The organism is Paenarthrobacter sp. NPDC058040 (assembly GCF_042885775.1).
Classification (GTDB): Bacteria; Actinomycetota; Actinomycetes; order Actinomycetales; family Micrococcaceae; genus Arthrobacter.
The window spans coordinates 141,836-164,650 of sequence record NZ_JBHVRN010000003.1 but is presented as its reverse complement, the minus strand read 5'-3'; the positions used below and the strand labels follow the sequence as shown (position 1 = coordinate 164,650).

General features: G+C 64.4%; 19 protein-coding genes. 17 read left to right on the top strand and 2 right to left on the bottom strand.

Features of this window, described 5'->3' with window-relative positions:
* Nucleotides 1-35: 35 nt before the first annotated feature.
* Genes alr through tsaD form a run of 5 tightly spaced genes read left to right on the top strand, consistent with a single transcriptional unit; the run spans nt 36 to nt 4,147 of the window.
* Entirely contained in the window at nt 36-1,277 is a 1,242-nt protein-coding gene (gene alr, locus ACFVSJ_RS05330; RefSeq protein ID WP_387435000.1) for an alanine racemase, read from the top strand.
* The gene (gene tsaE, locus ACFVSJ_RS05325; protein ID WP_387434999.1) at nt 1,274-1,849 is read left to right on the top strand and encodes a tRNA (adenosine(37)-N6)-threonylcarbamoyltransferase complex ATPase subunit type 1 TsaE; all 576 of its coding nucleotides are present in this window, start codon (nt 1,274-1,276) and stop codon (nt 1,847-1,849) included. Before alr ends, tsaE begins: the two co-directional genes overlap by 4 nt.
* Nucleotides 1,849-2,520, top strand: coding sequence for a tRNA (adenosine(37)-N6)-threonylcarbamoyltransferase complex dimerization subunit type 1 TsaB (gene tsaB, locus ACFVSJ_RS05320; protein WP_387434998.1), 672 nt, complete (start codon nt 1,849-1,851; stop codon nt 2,518-2,520). Before tsaE ends, tsaB begins: the two co-directional genes overlap by 1 nt.
* Nucleotides 2,520-3,032: a ribosomal protein S18-alanine N-acetyltransferase gene (gene rimI / locus ACFVSJ_RS05315; RefSeq protein ID WP_387434996.1), complete on the top strand. Its 513-nt coding sequence runs from the start codon at nt 2,520-2,522 to the stop codon at nt 3,030-3,032. Before tsaB ends, rimI begins: the two co-directional genes overlap by 1 nt.
* The gene (gene tsaD / locus ACFVSJ_RS05310; RefSeq protein ID WP_387434995.1) at nt 3,029-4,147 is read left to right on the top strand and encodes a tRNA (adenosine(37)-N6)-threonylcarbamoyltransferase complex transferase subunit TsaD; all 1,119 of its coding nucleotides are present in this window, start codon (nt 3,029-3,031) and stop codon (nt 4,145-4,147) included. The genes rimI and tsaD overlap by 4 nt, the downstream gene beginning before the upstream one ends.
* A gap of 49 nt (nt 4,148-4,196) precedes the next feature.
* On the opposite strand, the gene ACFVSJ_RS05305 is transcribed toward tsaD, so the two are convergent.
* Nucleotides 4,197-5,348, bottom strand: coding sequence for a glutamate--cysteine ligase (locus ACFVSJ_RS05305; protein WP_387434994.1), 1,152 nt, complete (start codon nt 5,346-5,348; stop codon nt 4,197-4,199).
* A gap of 146 nt (nt 5,349-5,494) precedes the next feature.
* On the opposite strand from ACFVSJ_RS05305, the gene ACFVSJ_RS05300 reads away from it, so the two are divergent.
* The 3 genes from ACFVSJ_RS05300 (at nt 5,495) to ACFVSJ_RS05290 (ending at nt 7,681) form a co-directional block, all read left to right on the top strand.
* Nucleotides 5,495-6,625: a GTP-binding protein gene (locus ACFVSJ_RS05300; protein WP_387434992.1), complete on the top strand. Its 1,131-nt coding sequence runs from the start codon at nt 5,495-5,497 to the stop codon at nt 6,623-6,625.
* A 24-nt stretch (nt 6,626-6,649) separates the two neighbouring features.
* A complete protein-coding gene (gene ykgO / locus ACFVSJ_RS05295) occupies nt 6,650-6,772 on the top strand; it encodes a type B 50S ribosomal protein L36 (RefSeq protein WP_021472472.1) in 123 nt (40 codons plus the stop codon).
* Nucleotides 6,773-6,850: 78 nt separating this feature from the next.
* The gene (locus ACFVSJ_RS05290; RefSeq protein ID WP_387434990.1) at nt 6,851-7,681 is read left to right on the top strand and encodes a shikimate 5-dehydrogenase; all 831 of its coding nucleotides are present in this window, start codon (nt 6,851-6,853) and stop codon (nt 7,679-7,681) included.
* Here the strand turns inward: ACFVSJ_RS05290 and ACFVSJ_RS05285 are convergent.
* On the bottom strand, nt 7,678-8,910 hold the full coding sequence (locus ACFVSJ_RS05285; RefSeq protein WP_387434988.1) for an SAM-dependent methyltransferase: 1,233 nt from the start codon (nt 8,908-8,910) through the stop codon (nt 7,678-7,680). The genes ACFVSJ_RS05290 and ACFVSJ_RS05285 overlap by 4 nt on opposite strands.
* 68 nt (nt 8,911-8,978) lie before the next feature.
* Between ACFVSJ_RS05285 and ACFVSJ_RS05280 the strand changes: the two genes are divergently transcribed.
* From ACFVSJ_RS05280 to ACFVSJ_RS05240, 9 genes are all read left to right on the top strand, one after another.
* Nucleotides 8,979-9,401, top strand: a complete 423-nt coding sequence (locus tag ACFVSJ_RS05280) for a hypothetical protein (protein ID WP_387434987.1) — start codon at nt 8,979-8,981, stop codon at nt 9,399-9,401.
* Nucleotides 9,402-9,593: 192 nt separating this feature from the next.
* The gene (groES, locus tag ACFVSJ_RS05275) at nt 9,594-9,890 is read left to right on the top strand and encodes a co-chaperone GroES (RefSeq protein ID WP_011775524.1); all 297 of its coding nucleotides are present in this window, start codon (nt 9,594-9,596) and stop codon (nt 9,888-9,890) included.
* An 86-nt stretch (nt 9,891-9,976) separates the two neighbouring features.
* Nucleotides 9,977-11,590: a chaperonin GroEL gene (groL, locus tag ACFVSJ_RS05270; RefSeq protein ID WP_387434985.1), complete on the top strand. Its 1,614-nt coding sequence runs from the start codon at nt 9,977-9,979 to the stop codon at nt 11,588-11,590.
* A gap of 171 nt (nt 11,591-11,761) precedes the next feature.
* Complete coding sequence (locus tag ACFVSJ_RS05265) at nt 11,762-13,390, top strand: LuxR C-terminal-related transcriptional regulator (RefSeq protein WP_387434984.1); 1,629 nt, start codon at nt 11,762-11,764, stop codon at nt 13,388-13,390.
* Between the two features lie 209 nt (nt 13,391-13,599).
* Nucleotides 13,600-14,727, top strand: a complete 1,128-nt coding sequence (locus tag ACFVSJ_RS05260) for a flavin-containing monooxygenase (protein WP_387434983.1) — start codon at nt 13,600-13,602, stop codon at nt 14,725-14,727.
* A 264-nt stretch (nt 14,728-14,991) separates the two neighbouring features.
* Entirely contained in the window at nt 14,992-17,055 is a 2,064-nt protein-coding gene (locus ACFVSJ_RS05255) for an acyltransferase family protein (protein ID WP_387434981.1), read from the top strand.
* Nucleotides 17,055-19,121, top strand: coding sequence for an acyltransferase family protein (locus ACFVSJ_RS05250; protein WP_387434979.1), 2,067 nt, complete (start codon nt 17,055-17,057; stop codon nt 19,119-19,121). Before ACFVSJ_RS05255 ends, ACFVSJ_RS05250 begins: the two co-directional genes overlap by 1 nt.
* 212 nt (nt 19,122-19,333) lie before the next feature.
* The gene (gene guaB, locus ACFVSJ_RS05245; RefSeq protein WP_387434978.1) at nt 19,334-20,845 is read left to right on the top strand and encodes an IMP dehydrogenase; all 1,512 of its coding nucleotides are present in this window, start codon (nt 19,334-19,336) and stop codon (nt 20,843-20,845) included.
* Between the two features lie 91 nt (nt 20,846-20,936).
* Nucleotides 20,937-22,805 (top strand): ABC transporter ATP-binding protein, encoded by a 1,869-nt coding sequence (locus tag ACFVSJ_RS05240; RefSeq protein WP_387434976.1) that lies wholly within the window; start codon nt 20,937-20,939, stop codon nt 22,803-22,805.
* The last annotated feature ends 10 nt before the right edge of the window (nt 22,806-22,815 follow it).

The following is a 22,815-nucleotide window of genomic DNA, read 5'->3' as shown; positions in this document are numbered from 1 at the left end:
ATCCCGTCTTCACCGACACCACTAGAATCTCTAGGGTGACTTACGAAGCAGCAGCAGACATCGGGATCGGTTCCAAGCCCTCCATAGCAAAGTCGGCGGTGCTTGAACGCTCGGCCGTTATCGACCTCGAAGCTGTTCGGCACAATGTTCGTCAATTCGTCGGTATTGCCTCTCCCGCCTCCGTCATGGCCGTCGTCAAGGCCGATGCCTACGGCCACGGCGCGGTTCAGGTTGCCCGGGCAGCGCTCGATGCCGGGGCATCCTGGCTGGGCGTTGCCCACATTTCCGAGGCACTCGCGCTGCGCGCTGCCGGCATCGACGCGCCGTTGCTGGCTTGGCTGCACACCCGCGAGAGCAACTTCCAGGCGGCCGTCGCCGCCGGCATCGACGTCGGAATTTCAGGCTGGGAACTGGACGCGGTGGTCGCGGCTGCCCGCGAGCAGGAACGCCCGGCGCGGGTGCACCTCAAGATCGATACGGGCCTTGGCCGCAACGGCTGCACCATCGCTGACTGGGACCAACTCCTCGGGCAGGCCATGGAACACCAGGACGAGGGATTGCTGCGGGTGGTGGGGATCTTCTCGCATCTGGCCGTAGCCGATGAGCCGCATCGACCGGAGACCGACGAGCAGCTTGCCGTGTTCCGCGAGGCCCTGGCGATGGCCGAGGACGCGGGCGTGGACACCGAAGTCCGGCACATCGCCAACACCCCGGCAACGTTGTCCCGTCCGGACTCGCATTTTGACCTGGTCCGCGTGGGCCTGGGCATCTACGGGCTCTCGCCGTTCCAGGGAGCGACGTCCGCCGAGCTTGGCCTTCGCCCGGCCATGACGGTCCGCACCCTGCTGTCCAATTGCAAGAAGGTTCCCGAAGGCCAGGGCGTGTCCTACGGCCTGAACTATCACACCGCCTCGGAGAGCACCCTGGGCCTGATCCCGCTGGGCTACGCGGACGGCGTGCCGCGGGTGGCCACAGGCGGCCCCATCAGGGTGAACGGTGTTACCTACCCCGTGGTGGGCAGGATCGCCATGGACCAGATGGTCATTGACCTTGGCCCCTTGGCGGCCGAGGAAGCAGCGGCCCTCAAAGGCAGCGAAGCCGTGATGTTCGGCGACGGCGCCGATGGCGGGCCAACCGCCGATGATTGGGCTGCCGAAGCCGGCACCATCAACTACGAGATCGTCACGCGGATCAGCCCGCGCGTCCCGCGAACCTACGTCAATGAGGTTCCTTCGGCTGCTGAGGTCGCAGCGGCGTCGAAGGCAGCTGCCCTGTGAACAGCCCCGCCAACTGGGAACGCAGCGTCAAAGTCACGACGGCGGAAGAGACCCACGCGCTCGCCGCAGCGCTCGGTGGGGTGCTTGGGCCCGGAGACCTGTTGGTCCTGACCGGCGAGCTGGGGGCCGGAAAGACTACCTTTACCCAGGGCCTTGGCGAAGGCCTCGGTGTGCGGTCGGGGATCATCTCGCCCACGTTTGTCCTGGTCCGGATCCATCCGAACCTCGCTGATGGTCCCAGGCCCGGCGGTCCGGACCTGGTCCACGTTGACGCCTACCGCTTGGAGTCGTCCGCGGAGATTGACGACATTGACCTTGAGAACACCTTGGACAGTTCTGTGACTGTGGTGGAGTGGGGCCGGGACCGCGTGGAGCACCTGTCCGAGAGCCGCCTGGAAGTGGAACTGCACAGGGCCGTGGGCGGCCAAGCTGCCGTTGGCCGGGAAGCGGTCCTCGATTTCGACACCGAGGACGACGATGAGCCGCGCACCATCGTTTTCCGCGGTTTCGGCCCGCGCTGGCCGGAAGCCCCGGCGCTCCTTGAAACCCCGTTCTCCGAAGGAGGCAACTGATGCTTATCCTGGCCATAGATACCTCGGCAGTGGCGAGTGCCGCCCTGATCTCCGAAGACGCCATGGAAGGCGTGGTGGACTCCTTCGCGACTGAAGATACCCGCAGCCACGCGGAAGTCCTTGCTCCGGGAATCGAGAAGCTCCTGGCCGGCGCGGGTGTCACGGGAGCCGATATCGACGCGATTGTCACCGGGGTGGGCCCGGGCCCGTTTACCGGACTCCGTTCCGGAATAGCCACGGCCCGGACGCTGGCCTTTGTCTGGAACAAGCCCCTGTATGGCTTGATGAGCCTGGACGCGATTGCCTTGGAAGTGGCGGAATCCACGGCCGGGGTCCCGGAGTTCCTCGTGGCAACCGATGCCCGGCGCAAGGAGGTGTACTGGGCCCGCTACACCCTGGTGGAGGGCCAGTTGCCTCAGCTGGTGGACGGGCCGCACGTAGGCTTCGCAGCTGACCTGCCTGCACTTCCCGTCTTCGGTGCCGGTGCCGGGCTCTACCCCGACGTCCTCAGCGCCAACGAGGACTTCGCGGAGACGCAACCGGACGCGGCATCGCTGGGCCAGTTCGCCTTGGCCAAGCTCACGGCGGGGCAGGACCTCCTGGATTCAAGTCCCCTGTACTTGCGGGAGTCCGATGCCCAGGTCCCCGGACCGCGGAAGCGTGCACTCTGATGAAACTTTCGCCCAAGCCCGGCATCGACGGCGTCTCCCTGCGGGACATGACCGAAGCTGACGTCGCCGCCGTCGAAGCCCTGGAACGCCGGTTGTTCCCCGTGGACGCCTGGCCGCTGCAGATGTTCTTCGATGAACTCTCCCAACCGGAAACCCGCCGGTACGTCGTGGCAGAAGCTGCCGGAGAGATCGTCGCCTACGCCGGTCTGATGTGCATCGAGCCCATCGCGGACGTCCAGACGATCGCCGTCGTTCCTGAATTCGAAGGCAAGGGCATCGGCTCCGCCATCCTGGCCGAACTCATCGAGGAAGCAAGGCGCCGCCGGGCGGCGGACGTCCTGCTCGAGGTGCGGGCTGACAACCCCCGTGCCCAGCAGCTCTACCTGCGTTTCGGGTTCGAGCAGATCCACATTCGTCCCCGCTATTACCGCGATGGAACGGATGCCTTGATCATGAGGCTGCCACTCAACGAGCCGAAGAGTCCCACCCCTACAGAAGGAGTCCAGGCGTGAACGCCGCACTTCCTGCGCAGCCGCTGGTGCTGGGCATCGAGTCCTCCTGTGACGAGACCGGCGTCGGGATCGTGCGCGGAACCACCCTCCTGACCAACACGGTCTCTTCCTCCATGGACGAGCACGTGCGGTTTGGCGGCGTGATTCCGGAGATCGCCTCGCGCGCCCACCTGGACGCTTTTGTGCCCACCCTGCAGGAGTCCCTGCAGGAGGCCGGCGTCACCCTGGCGGACATCGACGCCATCGCCGTGACCTCCGGGCCCGGCCTGGCCGGGGCGCTCATGGTGGGCGTTTGTGCTGCCAAGGCACTTGCCGTCGCCACCGGCAAACCGCTCTATGCGATCAACCACCTGGTGGCCCACGTCGGCGTCGGGCTGCTTGATGCGAAGAACGACGCCGGTGCTGCCGCCGGGCTGGGGTCCGGGGAACTGCCGGAGAACCTCGGTGCGCTCCTGGTCTCGGGCGGCCACACGGAAATCCTGCGGATCCGCAGCATCACGGACGACGTTGAGCTCCTTGGATCCACCATCGACGATGCCGCGGGCGAGGCCTACGACAAGGTGGCCCGCATCCTGGGCCTGGGCTACCCGGGTGGGCCGGCCATCGACAAGCTGGCGAAGCAAGGCAACCCGAAGTCCATCCGTTTCCCGCGGGGCCTCACGCAGCCCAAATACATGGGCACTGCCGAGGAGAAGGGCCCGCACCGCTATGACTGGTCATTCAGCGGGTTGAAGACCGCGGTGGCACGCTGCGTGGAACAGTTCGAAGCCCGCGGCGAGGACGTCCCTGTGGCAGACATCGCCGCAGCGTTCCAGGAAGCCGTGGTGGACGTCATCACTTCCAAGGCCGTACTGGCCTGCAGGGAGCATGGGATCACGGATCTCTTGCTGGGCGGTGGCGTGGCTGCCAATTCGAGGCTGCGGGAGCTGACCGGACAGCGTTGCGCCTCGGCAGGCATCAAGCTTCACGTTCCGCCGTTGAACTTGTGCACGGACAACGGTGCCATGGTGGCTGCGCTTGGAGCGCAGCTGATCATGGCAGGAATCGGGCCAAGCGGTGTTTCCTTTGCCCCGGACTCGTCCATGCCGGTTACCACGGTGTCGGTGCCCGCTTAGGATCGGCGCCTGTGCCGCTCCGGTGTGGGAACGGCACAGTCAGCGTGTTTCAGGCGTCCGGTCCTTTGCGCATTTGCTGGACGAGGTCCATCACCACGGCCTGGAGGTCTCCGTTGTGCTCGGCTGCCACCCGTCGCTGGCGCTGGTAGCTTGCACCCCGCTCGATGATCCTGGCTACATCCGCGAGTTCCTCGGAGCACCCCAGTTCAGCGGCGATGGGCTCGAGCCGGACGAGGGTTTCGGCCAGGTGCTCGGTGACAAGCTTCTCGTTGCCTTCGGCGTCCAGGATGATGATCGCTTCCATGCCGTAGCGGGCCGCGCGCCACTTGTTTTCCTGGACGTGCCACGGAGGCATGGTGGGGATGGTTCCGCCGGCATCCAGGATGCCGGAGAATTCGTGGACCAAGCACTGGGTCAGTGCCGCGATCGCGCCCACTTCCTCAAGGGTGGCCAGCCCGTCGCAGATGCGCATCTCGATGGTACCCAGTGCGGCGACAGGCCGGATGTCCCAGCGGATCTCCGAGATCGCGTCAATGACACCCGTGGTAAACATGTCCTGGACGTAGGCCTCGTACCCTTCCCAGGCGTCGAACTGGAAGGGGAGTCCCGCCGTCGGAAGCTGCTGGAACATCAGGGCGCGCTGCGATGCGTAGCCCGTTTCCTCGCCCGCCCAATAGGGGCTGGACGCGGACAGCGCCTGGAAGTGCGGGAAGTAGTTGACCAGGCCATCCAGGATGGGGAGGACCTTGTCCTTGCGGTCGATGCCCACGTGGACGTGCACGCCGTAGATCACCATCTGGCGCCCCCACCACTGGGTGCGCTCGATCAGCTTTGCGTAGCGCTCCTTGTCGGTGACGGGCTGGAGCAGGGGAGGGCTGAAGGGGTGGCTGCCGGCGCAGAACACTTCCACGCCCATGGTGTCGGTGACTTCGCGGACGGCGGCCAGCGAGCGGCTGAGGTCCTCTTTGGCCTCCTTGACCGTCTCGCAGACTCCCGTGACCAATTCCACGGTGTTGAGGAGGAGTTCGCGCTTGATGTGGGGGTGTTCGTCGTCCTCGTTGAGGTCGGGGTGGTTGGCGGCGACGCCCTTCAGGACATCGTTCGCGACTGAGACCAGTTCCCCTGTCCGTGCGTTGACGAGCGCCAGCTCCCATTCCACACCCAGTGTCGATTGCCTGGATGGCGCAAACTCAATCTGCACGTAGTCCCCTCGTTGTGTTCGTTCTGCTACCCCGCTGCGGGGCCGCCAGCGGTCGGCTCAAGTCTAGTGCAGCGGCCCAGTGTGGAGTTGCGGAAGTTAACGTCCATGAATTGCTAATGAGAATGATTCTTAACTAGAATGCTGGCATGCATCTCACCATCGTCAGCTCACTGGATAGTCAATGCCGCGAAGTGGCCGCAACGCGGCTCGGCCGGACGCACGGCAACTCGGCCGTTGTGTTCCACGATCTCCTCGATGGCTCGATCGTTCTTCGGCGCGTCTACAGGAATGGCCAGCTCTTTGAGCGCGAGACCACGGTCCTCGAACACGGTTGCCTGAGTTGCACCGTCCGCCTGGACATTATTCCGACGGCGGAGCGGCTCGCCTCTTGCGGCTTCGACCATGTGGTCCTTGGCCTGCCGCCGGGCGTGGCCGCGGGCATGGTGGTGGCGGAGCTGCGTCAGGGTCCGGGGAGCGCCATGGTGATCGACAATGCTGTCCTGGCGCTTGATCCTGCAGACGTGGAGGACCATGTCTGGGACCGTCATACCTTGTTCGAATCCGGATTCACGTCCATGCCGCAGGACGACCGGACCAGTGGGGAGTTCCTCGTTGGTGAGTTTGGCCAAGTGGACACGGTCATGCTGTACCCGGGCCTGAGCGCCGAGCTTGCGGGTGATCCGCGGGTGGAATCTGAGGCGTGGTCCGCCGGAGTCCAATTGCTCGGTGAGCTGGCGCCGCATGCGGCCGTGGTGGGCTCGTCTGATGACTTCAGTCCGGGGTGCTACGACGACGCTGAGGCGGCCGCCCGGACCAGGCCCGGCGTCGTTCGTGTTCCTTTGGACGACGCACCCGGTCTCTTCAGTACCGTCCTGCATAAGGCGTCAAGGCCGCTCCATCCAGGGCGGTTCCGCGAGGCCCTGCCGCAATTGGCCGCCGGTACCCACTGGATGCGGGGCAGGCTGTGGATCGCTTCTGCCGCGGGAGTCCGGATTGCCATTCAGGGTATTGGCCCTCGCGTTTGGCTCGAAAGCACGGGCCCCTGGTTGGCGGATGCGGCCGGTACCGTTGGTCCGGGAGCCGACGTCGACGCCGTACTCGACTGGCATCCGCGGCACGGTGACCGCGGTACCGTACTTGCCATCACCGGGCGCTCGGAAGACGTGGATCCAAGCGAGATCCGCCGGCTGCTGGACAGTTGCCAGGTCACCGAGGCGGAAATGGCGCTGAATCCAAGTGAGTGGAACGATCCGTTCGAGCTCAGCGAGACCCTTTAGTCCCTACAACAAAGGAGAACACCCATGAAAGTCAGGAACTCACTGCGCGCACTGAAGAAGATTCCGGGAGCTCAGATCGTTCGCCGTCGCGGCCGCACCTTCGTGATCAACAAGCAGAATCCGCGCATGAAGGCCCGGCAGGGCTAGCTGGCACGGGCGGGCACGTCGGGAACATAAATATGACTTATTCTCCCGGCTGGCCCGCCCGGGCTGTTTAATGAGTACATGCCCATCCTGAACAAAGACATGGCCCTCTGCATTTCGCTTGCTGCCCGCCCCAGCAACATCGGAACCAGGTTCCACAACTATCTCTACGACCTGCTCGGCCTGAATTTTGTCTACAAGGCCTTCGCGCCTGCCGACATCGCCCTTGCCGTGTCCGGCATCAGGGGCCTTCCTATCCGTGGGGCAGCAGTATCCATGCCCTACAAGGAGGCCGTCATTCCGCTGGTGGACGTCATGGACCCGTCCGCGAAGGCCATCGATTCGGTCAATACCATCGTCAATGACCACGGCGTCCTGACGGCGTACAACACCGACTACATCGCCATCGCCCGGCTCCTTAAGGACCACGAGGTACCTCCCACGCACACCGTGCTTTTGCGCGGGGCCGGTGGAATGGCCAAGGCAGTTGCCGCTGCTTTGCGGGATGCGGGCTTTGCAGCCGTGACCATCGTGGCGCGGAACGAGACTACCGGCCGGGCGCTGGCCGACCTCTACGGATTTAGGTGGCGGGATGACGTCAATGGCGCCACGGCGGACCTCATCATCAACGTCACTCCGCTGGGCATGGCCGGCGCCGATGAGACTGCCCAGTCCTTCGACGACGCCACCATCGCTGCAGCGAAGGTTGTTTTCGACGTCGTCGCTTTGCCTTCGGAAACCCCGCTGATCGCCGCGGCCCGAGCCGCCGGCAAGCCTGTGATCACTGGAGCCGAGGTCATATCGATCCAGGCGGAGGAACAGTTCGTCCTGTATACGGGCGTGCGCCCGACGCCGGAGCAGGTGCGTGAAGCTTCGGAGTTTTCGCGGCGCCCGGAGCCTGAAAAGTCCTAGGCGGTAACCGGCTCTACCACTACAACCACCCGTTCCTCGCCGATCCTGGTGAGCACCAGGGTCGCCGTCTTCGGCTTGCCGGCCTTCCCCGAGGGCTTTGCGGGGAGGAGTTGCTTCCGGAGTTCCTCGGGGGTCACTGCGGTACCGCGCTTCTTGATGTCCAGCACGGTGATGCCGTTCTCCTTGACCCATGCCTTGAGGGCCTTCATGTTGTAGGGCATCACGTCGAGGACCCGGTAGGCGCGGGCGAACGGGGTGTCGTGCAGCTCGGGGGCGCAAATGTAGGCGATGTGCTGGTCCACCAAATGGCCGCCGAGCCTTTCCGCGACGTCTGCAACCAGTCCGGCGCGGATCACCGCACCGTCGGGTTCGTACAGGAACCCTTCAACCGGCCCGACGGCGGCGGCCGGACCGCCGTCGAAATCCTCGCCGCTGGTGATTTCGGCAGCGCCCTGGGCGCCGATCAGCAATGCTGCGCGGCGGACGCCTGGGCGGGCAACGGCGTTGAACCACAGGGTCACTTCGGTGACATCGCCACCAACCGATACCCATTGGGCCTCGCAGTTGGCAGGGACGGAATCGTGCGGCATTCCGGGGCCCATCTTGACGCCAATGGCCCTCCCGGTCGCAGCCAGGTTCTCCACGAAGGACAACGGAGGAGAGAACGCCTCGGGGTCCCAGATCCTTGTGGTCCCGGAAGTGGATGTGGTGCGCCGTGCGGGATCGAGCCATACCCCGTCCATGCCGTCCAGATCCACGGTGGTGGCATCCGAATGCACCACCGTGGCATGCGGGAACGGCATCAGGTTGATGGTGGCGCAGGCGGCCGTGGTTTCGTCCATCTCCACGGCGGTGACGTTGACATCCATGGACGCCAACGCGAGGGAATCGGCGCCGAGCCCACACCCGAGATCCGCCACATGGGAGATCCCGGCTTTGACGAAGCGCTCGGCATGCCGGGCGGCCACGTTGAGGCGGGTGGCTTGTTCGAGGCCCGCCTGGGTGAAAAGCATCTGGTGGGCAAACTCGCCGAACTTGGCCTCGGCCTTGGTCCGCAGTCGCGACTGCGTCAGGACAGCGGCCACGAGTTCGGGGGAGTGTCCTGCCTTGCGCAGCGACGCGTTCAGCGCCAGTGCGTCGGCCTCCCGGTACGGTCCCAGCGAGGCCAGCAGCTCCCATCCTTCGGTGGTCAGCAAGGGCGCGAGGTGTTCCTGGGGAGCGTTGGGCATGGCACCCAGCTTAACCTTTTCGCGCCTCGGGATGAGAGCGGGCCGATCAGCCCGATAGGGTTGATTTCATGGAAGACACCGCAGCTCCGCAGCCCTCCCACGCCGACAACCCGGACAATAACCAGCCCGTCCGGCCCGGAGTCGATGGACATTCCGCCGGCCGGTCCCTTTCCACCTATGCGCGGCCTGCCCTGATCGCCGGCGTGGTGATCGCCGTGATCTGCGCCGGTCTGCTCATTGTCATTTTTGCCCTGGATTCCTTCAACGCCGCCGCGTACTCGGTGACGGGCAAGAGCGTCAACGATGCCACCGACGAGGCCCGCGACATCCGCGAGTTGTACAGCGGAGTCCGCGCAGGCGGAATCATCGGCCTGGTGGTTTCCGGCGTCGTGGCCGTTGCTGCCGGGATCGCGCTGTACCTCAACCGCGGAGCAGCGGCGCTGGATGGCGATGACGAGGACTACGACCTGGACGACCTCAGGGACCAATAACCAGGTTCACCCATGACGAAATGCTGGCACTCACCTTGACCGAGTGCTAACGCCTTACATAGAGTCTTGTTAGCACTCTCCCCGGGAGGGTGCTAACCACGCCAAGCGTCATCCGGCACCGCGACGACGGTTGCACGCCTCGGCACCCTTGTTCTTAGTCCATGAATCAGCTCATGAAAAGGAGAGATCCGAGTGTCGGTCTCGATTAAGCCTCTTGAGGATCGTATTGTTGTTCGCCCGCTCGAAGCAGAGCAGACCACGGCTTCCGGCCTGGTCATTCCGGACTCCGCACAGGAGAAGCCGCAGGAAGGCGAAGTTGTTGCAATCGGCCCCGGCCGCTTCGATGACAACGGCAACCGCGTACCGGTGGACGTAGCTGTTGGCGACGTCGTCATCTACTCCAAGTACGGTGGAACCGAAGTCAAGACCGGTGGCAACGAGTACCTCGTGCTGTCCGCCCGCGACGTCCTCGCGATCGTCGTCAAGTAACTTCCTGGAACCCCGCACCGCAGGCATCGTTGGAACACCATCCAGCCGCCAGTGGTGCGGGTTTTCCGTTCTGAAAGGACACAACCATGGCAAAGCAGCTTGCGTTTAACGACGCTGCCCGCCGGTCCCTCGAGGCCGGTATCGACAAGCTCGCCAACACCGTCAAGGTGACCCTTGGCCCGCGCGGCCGCAACGTGGTGCTGGACAAGAAGTGGGGCGCCCCCACCATCACCAACGACGGCGTGACCATCGCCCGCGAAGTGGAGCTGGACGACCCCTACGAGAACCTTGGCGCACAGCTGGCCAAGGAAGTCGCCACCAAGACCAACGATGTTGCCGGTGACGGCACCACCACGGCCACCGTGCTCGCACAGGCCTTGGTCAAGGAAGGCCTGCGCAACGTCGCAGCCGGCGCCGCTCCGGGCGAAATCAAGCGCGGCATCGAGGTTTCCGTTGAAGCCATCGCCGCCCGCCTCCTGGAGAACGCCCGCGAAGTCGAAGGCACCCAGGTTGCCAACGTCGCAGCGATCTCCGCCCAGAGCGACGAGGTTGGCGAACTGCTGGCCGAGGCTTTCGGCAAGGTAGGCAAGGATGGTGTCATCACCATCGAAGAGTCCTCCACCACGCAGACCGAACTGGTCCTCACCGAGGGCATGCAGTTCGACAAGGGCTACCTTTCCCCCTACTTCGTCACCGACGCAGAGCGCCAGGAAGCCGTCCTCGAAGACGCGCTGATCCTGATCAACCAGGGCAAGATCTCCTCGCTGCAGGACTTCCTGCCGCTGCTGGAGAAGGCCCTGCAGGCTTCCAAGCCGCTCTTCATCATCGCCGAAGACATTGAAGGCGAAGCCCTCTCCACGCTGATCGTCAACCGCATCCGCGGCACGCTCAACGTCGTGGCCGTCAAGGCACCGGGCTTCGGCGACCGCCGCAAGGCCATGCTCCAGGACATCGCCACCCTCACCGGTGCGCAGGTTGTTTCCCCGGACCTCGGCCTGAGCCTGGACACCGTTGGCCTCGAGGTACTGGGTACGGCACGCCGCATCACGGTTACCAAGGACAACACCACCATTGTGGACGGCGCCGGCACCGAGCAGGACGTGGCTGACCGCGTTGCACAGCTCCGCGCCGAACTGACCCGCACGGATTCCGACTGGGACCGCGAGAAGCTGCAGGAACGCCTGGCCAAGCTTGCCGGCGGGATCGGCGTGATCAAGGTTGGCGCGGCCACTGAGGTGGAGCTCAAGGAAAAGAAGCACCGCATCGAGGACGCTGTGTCCTCCACGCGTGCCGCCCTTGAAGAAGGCATCGTTTCCGGCGGCGGTTCCGCCCTCATCCACGCTCTCAAGGCACTGGACGAGGCTCCGGCCGTCACGGCCCTGGAAGGTGACGCGGCTGCTGCTGTTGGCATCGTCCGCCGTGCCCTGACCCAGCCGCTGCGCTGGATCGCCCAGAACGCAGGCTTCGACGGCTACGTGGTGGTTTCCAAGGTTTCCGAACTGGACGCCAACCACGGCTTCAACGCCAAGTCCGGTGAATACGAGGACCTGATCGCCGCCGGCGTGATCGACCCCGTCAAGGTCACCCGCTCCGCTCTCCGCAACGCCGCTTCCATCGCTGCTTTGGTTCTCACCACCGAGACCCTGGTTGCCGAGAAGCCGGCCGAGGAAGAAGACGCACACGCAGGCCACAGCCACTAGGCTGCCTGCTCGAAGGAACCCCGGTCACGCCCTGCGTGGCCGGGGTTTCTTTGTGCCTGCGGTGGGGTACGGAACGGCTATTGTCCGCGTACGACGGCGGGCGGTACCCTGACGCTTGAAGCGGCCCGTTGGGTTCGCCAAGAGTGCCGCTTCCCGCCGGAAAAGTGAGATATGACAGTACCCGTCACCGCCCTGGATCTGGGTCGCTCGGCATTCACGGAACGCCGCTGGAGCGACGCTTTGGAGTGCCTGGTCCAAGCCGAGTCTGAAGGCGGGCTGCCACCCCAGGACATGGAATTGCTTGCCTCGGTTGCCATGCTGCTGGGGCTCAACGGCGAAGGCGTCGACTATCTCACCCGGGCCCATGGCGAGTACCTGACCGTGGGGGACACCGACAGCGCTGCCCGTTGCGCCGCCTGGCTGGTGATGTTCCTGATGGACTTGGGCGAGTATGCCCGCGGCAATGGCTGGCTCGCCAAGGCCAGGCGCCTGATCGAGGAAATGGACCGGCCTTCCGCCGGCGAAGGCTACCTGCTCATCCCCACCGGGCTTGGCACCTTGCGCGGGGGCGACCCGGACGGGGGCTACGCAATCTTCAGCCGGGCCCTGGACATCGGGCTCTCCTTCGGCGAGAAGGACCTCCAGGCCATGGGACGGCTGGGCCTTGGAACCTCCCGCCTGGCACTCGGTTTTTTCGAGGAAGGCCTGCAGCTCCTGGATGAAGTCATGGTGTCGGTCACGGCGGACGAAGTTTCCCCCATTCCGACGGGGATCATTTACTGCGCCGTGCTTGGCAGTTGCCGTCTTGCCCAGGACGTTGGACGCGCCCAGGAGTGGACGGCTGCACTGGAACGTTGGTGCGGCGAGCGTCCGGACATGGTGATGTTCGGGTCGCAATGCCAGGCGTTCCGTGCCGAGCTCCTCATCCTCCATGGGGCCTGGGATGAAGCCTTGGCCGTGGCCCGCGCCGCTGAGGGACGGCTTCGCAAAGGGGACCCGGATGCAACCTTCGGTGCTTGGTACCAGGAAGGCGAAGTGCTCCGGTTGCGTGGCCATGTCAAGGAAGCCGAGCAGGCCTTCAAGATGGCTGCGGAAACCGGCTTCGAGCCGGAACCGGGGCTTGCGTTGCTCCGGTTGGCCGCCGGGAAGACCACCGAAGCCCAAGCCCGCATCCAACGTGCCGCAGCCGGTGCCGACCCCGCGAACCGGCGAAGGCTGCTGCCCGCCGTCGTCGATATTGAACTTGAGGCGGGAAACCTGGCAGCGGCCAGAACCGCCGTCGACGAACTGACCGGCCGGATCAACGCTGCGAGCCGGCCCCTTGAACTGGCACTGGCGGCACAGTCCGAGGCGGCCGTCCTGCTGGCCGAGGGGGACGCGGCCGCAGCAGCAGTGGGGGCACGACGGGCCTGGCGCCTTTGGTACACCCTCGAAGCGCCGTTCCACGCAGCGAAAGCGCGCGTGCTGGCCGGCAAGGCGTGCGCGGCGCTGGGAGACACGGACTCGGCGGCAATGGAGTTCGAAGCTGCCCTTGCCGATTTCGCGGATCTCGGTGCCGGGCCGGCGATGTCGGAGGTCCAGGACCTGTGCGGTGCCCGAGGCAAGCCGCTGTTGTCGCCGCGGGAGTCGGAAGTCCTGGCGTTGGTCGCCGCCGGCCACTCGAACAAGTCCATTGCCCGGCTGCTGTACCTGAGCGAAAAGACTGTGGCGCGGCACGTCAGCAACATCCTGGCCAAGCTTGAGGTGCCCTCCAGGGCAGCCGCAACAACCTACGCCTTCGAACACCACCTCATCCCCTGACGCTCTCTCACGTATCACCCCCTTCAACCGGACGCTCTCTCACGTATCACCCCCTTCAACCTGACGCTCTCTCACCCACCGGTCCTGTGGGTACTAATACCCACACCCGTTCTGCCGAAAATGGGCAATCCTCCCGACGCGGCGGGGGAGGCCCGCGCCATAGCTTTGCTGTATCAACACACGCTGAACCATTCAGGAGGACAGCAGCCATGGAAGATCATCAGCACACCGAGGTGGACACGGTCATAGTGGGCGGCGGACAGGCCGGACTCGCGATGGGCCACTACTTGGCCAAGCAGAATCGAAATTTCGTCATCCTTGACCAGAACTCCAGGACCGGAGCGGCCTGGCGCGGCCGGTGGGATTCCCTCCGGCTGTTTACTCCTGCCAAATATGACGGCCTCCCGGGCATGCCGTTCCCGGGCGACCACCTTGCTTTCCCCACCAAGGATGAGCTGGCGGACTACCTTGAGGACTATGCCCGGAACTTCGAACTCCCGGTGGTCCTGGACACAAAGGTTGATGGCGTCCGGCAGGATGGCGACGGCTTCCTTGTGGGTTCGGGGGAGCGGAGTTGGCGTGCGCGGAACGTTGTAGTGGCCACCGGCGGCCACCAGCTTCCCAAGAGGCCGGCCTTCGCCAAGGAACTCGGGGAAGGCATTGCCCAACTGCATTCCACCGAATACCGGAACCCGGAACAGTTCCGGCCAGGTCCTGTACTGGTGGTGGGCCTGGGCAATTCGGGTGCAGAGATTGCCTTGGAGGCCAGCCGTACGCACCAAACGTACGTTGCGGGAAAGCCAAGTGGTGAGCTTCCGGTCCGTCACGGGCGCAACGGTGCGCGGTTCTTCCTTCCGGTGATCCGGTTCCTGGGATTGTATGTGCTGACCTTGAACACGCCGGTTGGCCGGAAAGCAGCCCCGGGGTTCAAAGCCATGGCCGCGCCGTTGATCCGCACCCGAACCAAGGAACTTGGCGCGGCGGGCGTCCGCATGGTGTCCAGGGTGGCCGGCGTGGCTGCGGGCAAGCCGCGCCTCGACGACGGAACACTCGTGGACGCGGCGAATGTGGTGTGGTGCACCGGTTACCGGGAAGACTATTCGTGGCTCAACCTTCGCGCCCCGGGCATGCCGGAGCACCATCGGGGTGTGGTGGAGTCTGTGCCCGGGCTCTACTTCCTGGGGCAGGAATTCCAGTTCGCTGCCGCCTCCGCCACCCTCCCCGGTGTCGGCAGGGACGCACGGTACCTCGCCGGGATCATGGCAGCGTCCCGTCCTGGCGCCCAGCAGGAAACCACGGCCCGGCGACGCCAACCCGCGGAGCAGGAAAGCGCATGAGGGCGCATTAATGTCCGTGGAATACATCACATGATCATTCAGTACCATTGAAGTAAGGCAACTTAGGATCGTTTGCCCCTTTCAGACCCGGAATCCGGATGGATTGGCACAGCCAGGACACAGGTTCAGCTGTGCTGATCCATAGCCGCAGATGAACTAATTGACCTCCGGAACCTGGTCCGTCTGGCCCACTTGACTGGGTCACATGCGCTGAAACGCATATGATGGAACCTTTGTGAATGAGCCTTTGAGGAATCGCCTAACGTGACTGCACCAACGATCCAACAGCCCGCCCGTCCCAACTGGCGGGCCGCCGGACCCGTTGCAAAGTCCAAATTCCGCCCGGAAATCCAAGGCCTTCGCTCCCTCGCAGTCCTCATGGTGGTCAGCTACCACATTTGGATCGGACGCGTGTCCGGAGGCGTGGATGTGTTCCTGCTGATCTCTGCATTCCTGATGACGTTGCAGTTTACCGGCCGCTATAAACAGCGGAGGTCCATGGACCTCATCCGGCACTGGCTCCACCTGTTCCGCCGCCTGATCCCGGCCGTGGTTGTTGTCCTGCTCAGCACCCTTGCCGCAACGTTCCTGTTCCTTCCACCGACGCGGTGGGTGGAAGTGGTCAACCAAGCTTGGGCATCGCTCTTCTACTACGAGAACTGGCTGCTCCAGACCCTTGCGGTCAACTACTACGCCACCGACCACAGCCTCGCCAGCCCCGTGCAGCACTTCTGGTCGCTCTCCATCCAAGGCCAGGTGTTCATCCTCTGGCCGGTCATCTTCGCAACCATGGCGATCATCTGCCGGAAGTTCAACCTCCGCTACCGCGCCTCGCTGGCCTACATTTTCGCCATCATCTTCATCGCATCCCTGACGTACTCCATCATCTTTACGGCCAACAACCAGGCCGTGGCCTATTTCGACACGTTCGCCCGGTTGTGGGAATTCGCATTGGGCACCCTGGTGGCACTCATCCTGCCCGCCCTCAACTTTTCAAAGCCTGTCCGCGTCATCATGGGATGGGTTGGCGTCGCGGCAATGCTCAGCTGCGGCATCATCCTGCAGGTGCAGACCGCATTCCCGGGCTTCGTCGCCCTCTGGCCCACACTTGCCGCCGTCGCCGTCATTGCCGCCGGACAAACCGGGAGCCGATTCGGCGTGGACCGCATCCTCAGCTCCAAGTTCCTGGTCCGGCTGGGTGACAATTCCTATGCCCTCTACCTCTGGCACTGGCCCATCCTGGTGATTGCGCTGGCCTGGAGCGGCAAGGACCACGCCGGCTGGCTGTCGGGATCGGCGATCGTGGCCTTGGCCCTGGTCCTGGCCTTCCTGACCACCAAGTTCGTGGAGAAGCCCTTCCGTGAGTGGAAGTGGCCCGAAGTGAAGAAGTGGCGGGCGGCGGTTTCGATTGCTGCGTGCCTGGCCATCGCCTGCACGCCGCTGCTCGGCTTCCAGTACAAGCAGTACCTTGACCAGAAGGCTGCCGAGACCCAGGCCTTCAACGACAATCCCGGCGCGCACGCCCTCCTGCCCGGCTACGTGGACCTGGTGAGTGACGGCGCGAAGACGCTTCCGACGGCGGAACAGTTGCCTGAGGACTGGGCGCACCTTTCGAACTCCTGCGAAGGCGATACGAAACCCGACGACAAGCTGCTGGCGGAGAACTGCCAAACCAACGATGTCGGCGCAGATGCCGTCAAGAACATCGTGGTGCTGGGAGATTCGCACTCCCAGCAATGGCTGGCAGCGATCGGTCCCTTGGCCGAGGCCGAGCATTGGAAGGTGACGGCCCTCTTGCTGGGCGGTTGCCACTTCATGCCGCAGAATCCCGATGCCGAAGCACAATGCAACGACTTCAATGCCGCGGCTTTCAAGTACGTGGCCTCGAAGACGCCGGACGCGGTGTTCATGGTGGGAACCATGGCTTCGCCGTCGTCGCCGGACGAAAAGCTCGTTTACGGCTTTGACCAGACGGTAACCAACTTCAACGATCTGGGGATCCAGGTTGTTGCCATGCGGGACAACCCCCGCTACGACTACAACGTCACCGAGTGCGCCCTGGCCAAGGGCGTGGACAGCTCCGAGTGCAAGTCGGACGAGCCGGACGTGCTCGCCGCCGAAAGCCCGTTCGCTGCCGTGCAGGCAACTTTCGGCAACGCCGCGTTCATGGACATGACCGACCTCTTGTGCGACGGCGTGACGTGCCCCAGCGTCATTGGCAATGTCTTCGTCTATTTGGACGACAACCATTTGTCCAGGACGTACGTGACCAGCATGGGGGACATGTTTGATGAGAGGTGGTTTGCCGCTACGGGGTGGACACGATGATGGCTAAAGCAGCGATGGGTACGGCACAAAGAACGACGGCGGAACGCACCTTCCGTCCGGAGGTCCAGGGCCTCCGGGCCTTGGCGGTGCTGATGGTGGCTTCGTACCATATCTGGCTGGGCCGGGTGTCCGGCGGAGTGGACGTCTTCCTGCTCATCTCGGCATTCCTGCTGACGCTGTCCTTCACCCGAAAGCTGGAGAACCACAAGCCACTCCAGCTCTTGCGGCACTGGCTGCACGTCTTCAAGCGGCTGCTGCCCGCCGTCGTCGTGGTTTTGCTTGCGGTGCTGACCGCCACCTGGACCTTCGTTCCACAAAGCCGCTGGCCCGATGTCCTCGCGGAGGCCTGGGCGTCCCTGCTCTACCGGCAGAACTGGCAGCTCGCGGAATCCGCGGTGGACTATTACGCGCAGGACCACTCCGGCGCGAGCCCGTTGCAGCATTTTTGGTCGCTGTCCGTCCAAGGCCAGGTGTTCATTCTCTGGCCGTTGATCTTTGCCGCTGTGGCGCTGCTGCAGCCGCAGCTGGCCAGGCTGTTCCGGGGCAGGAAGGCCGTGGCCCACAGGCCGTTGCTGTTCATGGCGTTCGGCTTGGTCTTCGTGGCTTCGCTCATTTTCTCGATCGACCAAACCGCCAACAACCAGGAGCTCGCCTACTTCGATACCCGGACCCGGCTGTGGGAGTTCGCACTCGGCTCCTTGCTGGCCCTGGCGCTGCCCTACCTCAAGCCGGGACGCCGCCTGCGTGTGTTCCTGGGCTGGGCAGGGCTTGCAGCCATGCTGTCCTGCGGGCTGATCCTGACCGTCGACCGCTCCTTCCCAGGTTTCGTCGCGTTGTGGCCCACCTTGGCTGCCGCGGCCGTGATTGTCGCCGGGCAAAGCGGCAGCCGCTTCGGAGCGGACCGCTTCCTCAGTTCGAAGCCGCTGGTCCTGGTGGGGGACAACTCCTACGCCCTCTATCTATGGCATTGGCCCGTCCTGGTGTTCTTCCTGCTGGTCACCGAAACCAGTGCCCCCAACCTCCTCCAGGGCCTGGCCATCATGGCTGGCTCCATGGTCCTTGCCGTCGCCACTACCCGCTACGTCGAAAAGCCCCTGCGCCGCTGGGAGTGGCCGAACGTGCGATCCTGGCGTGCCGCCGTCGTTATTGCTTCCTGTGGTGCGCTGCTGGCTGTGCCGGTGACGGTCTGGCAGGGGGCGATTTCCTCCGAGAACGCCGCGATCGCGGACCAGCCCATGGAGTTGACGCCCGGCGCGGCGGCGTTGGCGCCCCAGAATGCCGGCCAGCCAACACCTGAAGCCATGATCATTCCGGCGCCTGCCGCCATGAAGGACGAATGGGCGGACATCGACGGGCTCTGCACGGGGGAGAATGTGCCGTCCGATCCGGTGTTGCAGGGCTGCCTGCAGAACGACGAGCCCGAGGTGGTCACCAAGAGGATCGTGGTCCTTGGCGATTCGCACGCCCAGCAGTACATGGCGGCGCTGGGTCCCATTGCCAAGGCACATGGCTGGGAAGTGGTGACCCTCCTGAAGGGCAGTTGCCGTTTCGGCGCCGAGGCCTCCGAACGGGATGCGGAGTGCAATGAGTTCAACAAGGCCTCGGCCGCGTACGTCATGGAGCACAAACCTGATGCCGTGTTCACGGTGGCTTCGCTGACCCATGCCACCGCTCCGTTCGAGACCGAGGTGCCGGGCTATCTGGATGGCATCAAGCCGTTCACTGATGCCGGGATCGACGTGGTGGGGGTCCGGGACAACCCGCGCTTCAGCATCAACATGCCCGAGTGCGTCCAGAAGAAGGGCCCGGATTCACCGGATTGCAACGCCCCGCTGGAAGAGTCCCTGGCAGCGTCCTCGCCGCTGGACGACTACGTGGGCAAGGTGGACCGGCTCTATCTGATGGACATGAGCGATTTCATTTGCGAGCAGGGAACCTGCCCGGCCGTAGTGGGCAATGTCTACGTCTATAAGGACGACAACCACCTCACCAAGACCTACGTGCAGAGCATGATCCCCATGTTCGAGGAACGTCTGCTGGCAGCGACGGGCTGGTCCGCGAACTAGCCCACCTGCCGCTTGCGCACCACGGGAAGCACGACGGCGGCCTGCCGCCAGTGCTGTTGCTCACACTCGGCCGCCGCGGAATATGGCGATGGGCGCAGAGGTTCTAGTATTTATCCAACACTTCTGCACAGGCCAGTCCCGTAATGACGGGCTGGTCATCAGTTGCAACCCCTACCAGTTCCAGTCCCCACACCCAGGTAAGAGGCGCACTCATGACCCAGCCCGAACACGATCCCTTTGGCTTCATTGGCCTGACCTACGACGACGTCCTGCTGCTCCCCGGACACACGGACGTTATTCCGTCCGACGCCGATACTTCGTCCCGCCTGTCCCGCCGCATCAGCGTCCAGACGCCCCTGTTGTCGGCAGCCATGGACACCGTGACCGAGTCCCGCATGGCCATCGCCATGGCACGCCAGGGTGGCCTTGGGGTGGTCCACCGCAACCTGTCCATCGATGACCAGGCCGACCACGTGGACCGCGTGAAGCGCAGCGAGTCCGGCATGATCACCAACCCGCTGACCATCAACCCCGAAGCCACGCTGCAGGAGCTCGACGAGCTGTGTTCGCGCTACCGCGTTTCCGGCCTCCCGGTAGTGGATCCCGAGGGACGGCTCCTGGGCATCGTGACCAACCGCGACACCCGGTTCATTCCGGAGTCCGAGTTCCCGTCCCGCCGCGTCAGCGACGCCATGACCAAGATGCCGCTGGTCACGGGCCACGTGGGCATCAGCCGCGAAGAAGCTTCCCACAAGCTCGCCACCAACAAGATCGAGAAGCTCCCCCTGGTGGATGACCAAGGCCGCCTGAAGGGCCTCATCACCACCAAGGACTTCACCAAGGCCGAGCAGTACCCGCTTGCCACCAAGGACGACGAGGGCCGCCTGCGCGTCGGTGCGGCGATCGGCTTCTTCGGTGACGGCTGGGAGCGCGCCATGAAGCTCATCGACGCCGGCGTTGACGCCCTGTTCGTGGATACCGCGAACGGCCACTCCCAGGGCGTGCTGGACATGATCGCCCGCCTGAAGTCCGATCCCGTGGCCGCACACGTGGACATCATCGGTGGCCAGGCGGCCACCCGCGAAGGTGCCCAGGCCCTGATCGACGCCGGCGCCGACGGCATCAAGGTGGGCGTGGGGCCGGGTTCCATCTGCACCACCCGCGTGGTGGCCGGAGTTGGCGTTCCGCAGATCACCGCCATCTACGAATCCGCGAAGGCCGCCATTCCGGCCGGCGTGCCGCTGATCGCCGACGGCGGCCTGCAGTACTCGGGCGACATCGGCAAGGCCCTCGTGGCCGGTGCCGACACCGTGATGCTGGGCTCCTTGCTGGCTGGCTGCGAGGAGTCCCCGGGCGACCTCATCTTCGTCAACGGCAAGCAGTTCAAGAGTTACCGCGGCATGGGCTCCCTCGGTGCCATGCAGTCCCGTGGCAAGAACACGTCCTACTCCAAGGACCGCTACTTCCAGGCCGACGTCTCCGGCGACGACAAGCTCATCCCCGAGGGCATCGAAGGCCGTGTGGCCTACCGTGGCCCGCTGGCATCGGTTGCCTACCAGTTGGTTGGCGGCCTCCGCCAGACCATGTTCTACACCGGCGCCCCGACGATTCCGGAACTGAAGGCCCGCGGCAAGTTTGTCCGCATCACGCCGGCCGGCCTGAAGGAATCGCACCCGCACGACATCCAGATGACCGTCGAAGCGCCGAACTACAACTCGCGCTGACACAACTCAGGTTCCCCGTGGATTTTCCACGGGGAACCTTTGTTTTGTGACACCCGCCTTCGGCCCGCGGGGGCGGGCATAGGCTGGGCACATGTCTGGAATACCCTCGGGGCCACGCCACCCGGAATCCGTCCGGGTGACCAAGGCGCCGCCCCGCAAGCTGGCCCTCCGCCCGTACGCACGCGCCGTCGGGCAGGTCCTGAAAGTGAGCTTCAAGGCCTCGCCGGCAGCAGTGGTCATGAAGGTGGCCGGCTCCCTGATCTCGGCCACCCTGCCGTTGGTCACCACCTACTTCGCGGCCCTCACCACCACGGCTTTGGCAGCCGGCTACGCGGGGGATCCCGACGCCGGTCCGCGGGCGGTTTTGTACGTGGTCATCACCGCGGCGCTGGGGTTGTTCTGGGGCGGGTTCAGCAGCGTGGACCGCTACATCCAGCAACTCATGAGCTTCCGCGTTGGCGCGATCGTGGGGGACCTCATGTACCAGAGGTTCCTCGCCCTGGAGTTCTGGCGCTATGACGACAAAGAGACCGTAGACCTCTACGACCGCGCCAAACGCTTTTCCGATTCCTACGCCCGGGTGCTGGACCGGATTGCCGCCATCTTCACGCAACTCGTTTCCGTCATCCTGGCCATTGGCGCGCTGGTGCTGGTGAGCTGGTGGATTGCCGTGATTGTCCTGGTAGCGATTGTTCCCAGCGTCTACCTGCAGTTCAAGCTGTCCCGTGAGCAGATTGCCCACTGGAACACCCAGGTCGATTCACGGCGGCAACGCAGAATGATCGAACAGAACCTGCTCCGGCCGCAGCACATCGCAGAGATGCGGCTGTACGGGATCGTGGGATACCTCATGGAGTTGAGGTCGCGCCTGAGGGACGCTGACGAACGCCGGCGGCTCGATTTCCAGAAACGGTACATCCCCAAGCAACTGGCCGCCGACTCCCTGCAGTACGGCGCCGAAGTAGTTTCGCTCGTCTGGGTGGTGGGCCAGATCATCGCGCGGGCCCAACCCGTAGGGCAGTTCCTGTACGTCCAGCAGATCGTGAGCCGGGCCCTGTCCACCGCAAACAACCTTGTTTCGTCCCTGAGCTCCATCGATGAGGATCTCGCGAACCTCAAGGACTACGAGTTGTTCATGACACTTCCTGTTCCCAGCGGGCATGAGCCTCCGCTGCGCCGCTCCCCGGAAACCGTGGAAATGCGCGACATCCGCTTCAGCTACACGGGTAGCGACATTGAGGTGATCAAGGGAATTTCGCTGACCATCAAAGCCGGTCAACACATCGCGATCGTGGGGGAGAACGGCGCTGGAAAGTCGACGCTGATCCGTATCCTGGCAGGACTGTACCGGCCGGATTCGGGGCAGGTACTCCTCGACGGCGTGGATCTGGCCGGTATCGATGTGACCAGTTGGCACCGGCACCTCGCCGTCCTGAGCCAGGAGTTCCTCCGGTACGAGTTCGCCACTGCCGCGGAGAACATCTACCTCGGCGACGTTGAGCAGCCGCGCGATGACCAGCGCATCCGGCGCGCGGCCTCGGACGCCGAGGCGATGGAGTTCATCGGCAAGCTGCCCAACGGCCTGGAGAACCATGTGAGCAACTGGATGGAGGATCCACGCGGGCGGAAGGGCAGTGGATTATCCGGTGGCCAGTGGCAGCGGCTGGCCATGGCCCGGAATTTCTACAGGGATGCGTCCTTCATGGTCATGGACGAACCCACATCCGCCATCGATGCCTTGGCTGAGCACCGGATCTTCACGCGGCTGTTCGCCGACCGCAGCAGCACCATCATCGCCATCAGCCATCGCCTGGCCACCATTGAGAAGGCCGACGTCGTGTACATGCTTGAGGACGGGCGGATTGCCGAGCAAGGGACGCACAAGGAGTTGGTGGCACTGCGCGGCCGCTACTACAGGATGTTCGAATCCCAGCTCACAGTAGACGAGACCAGCCGGTAGGGTACCGAGG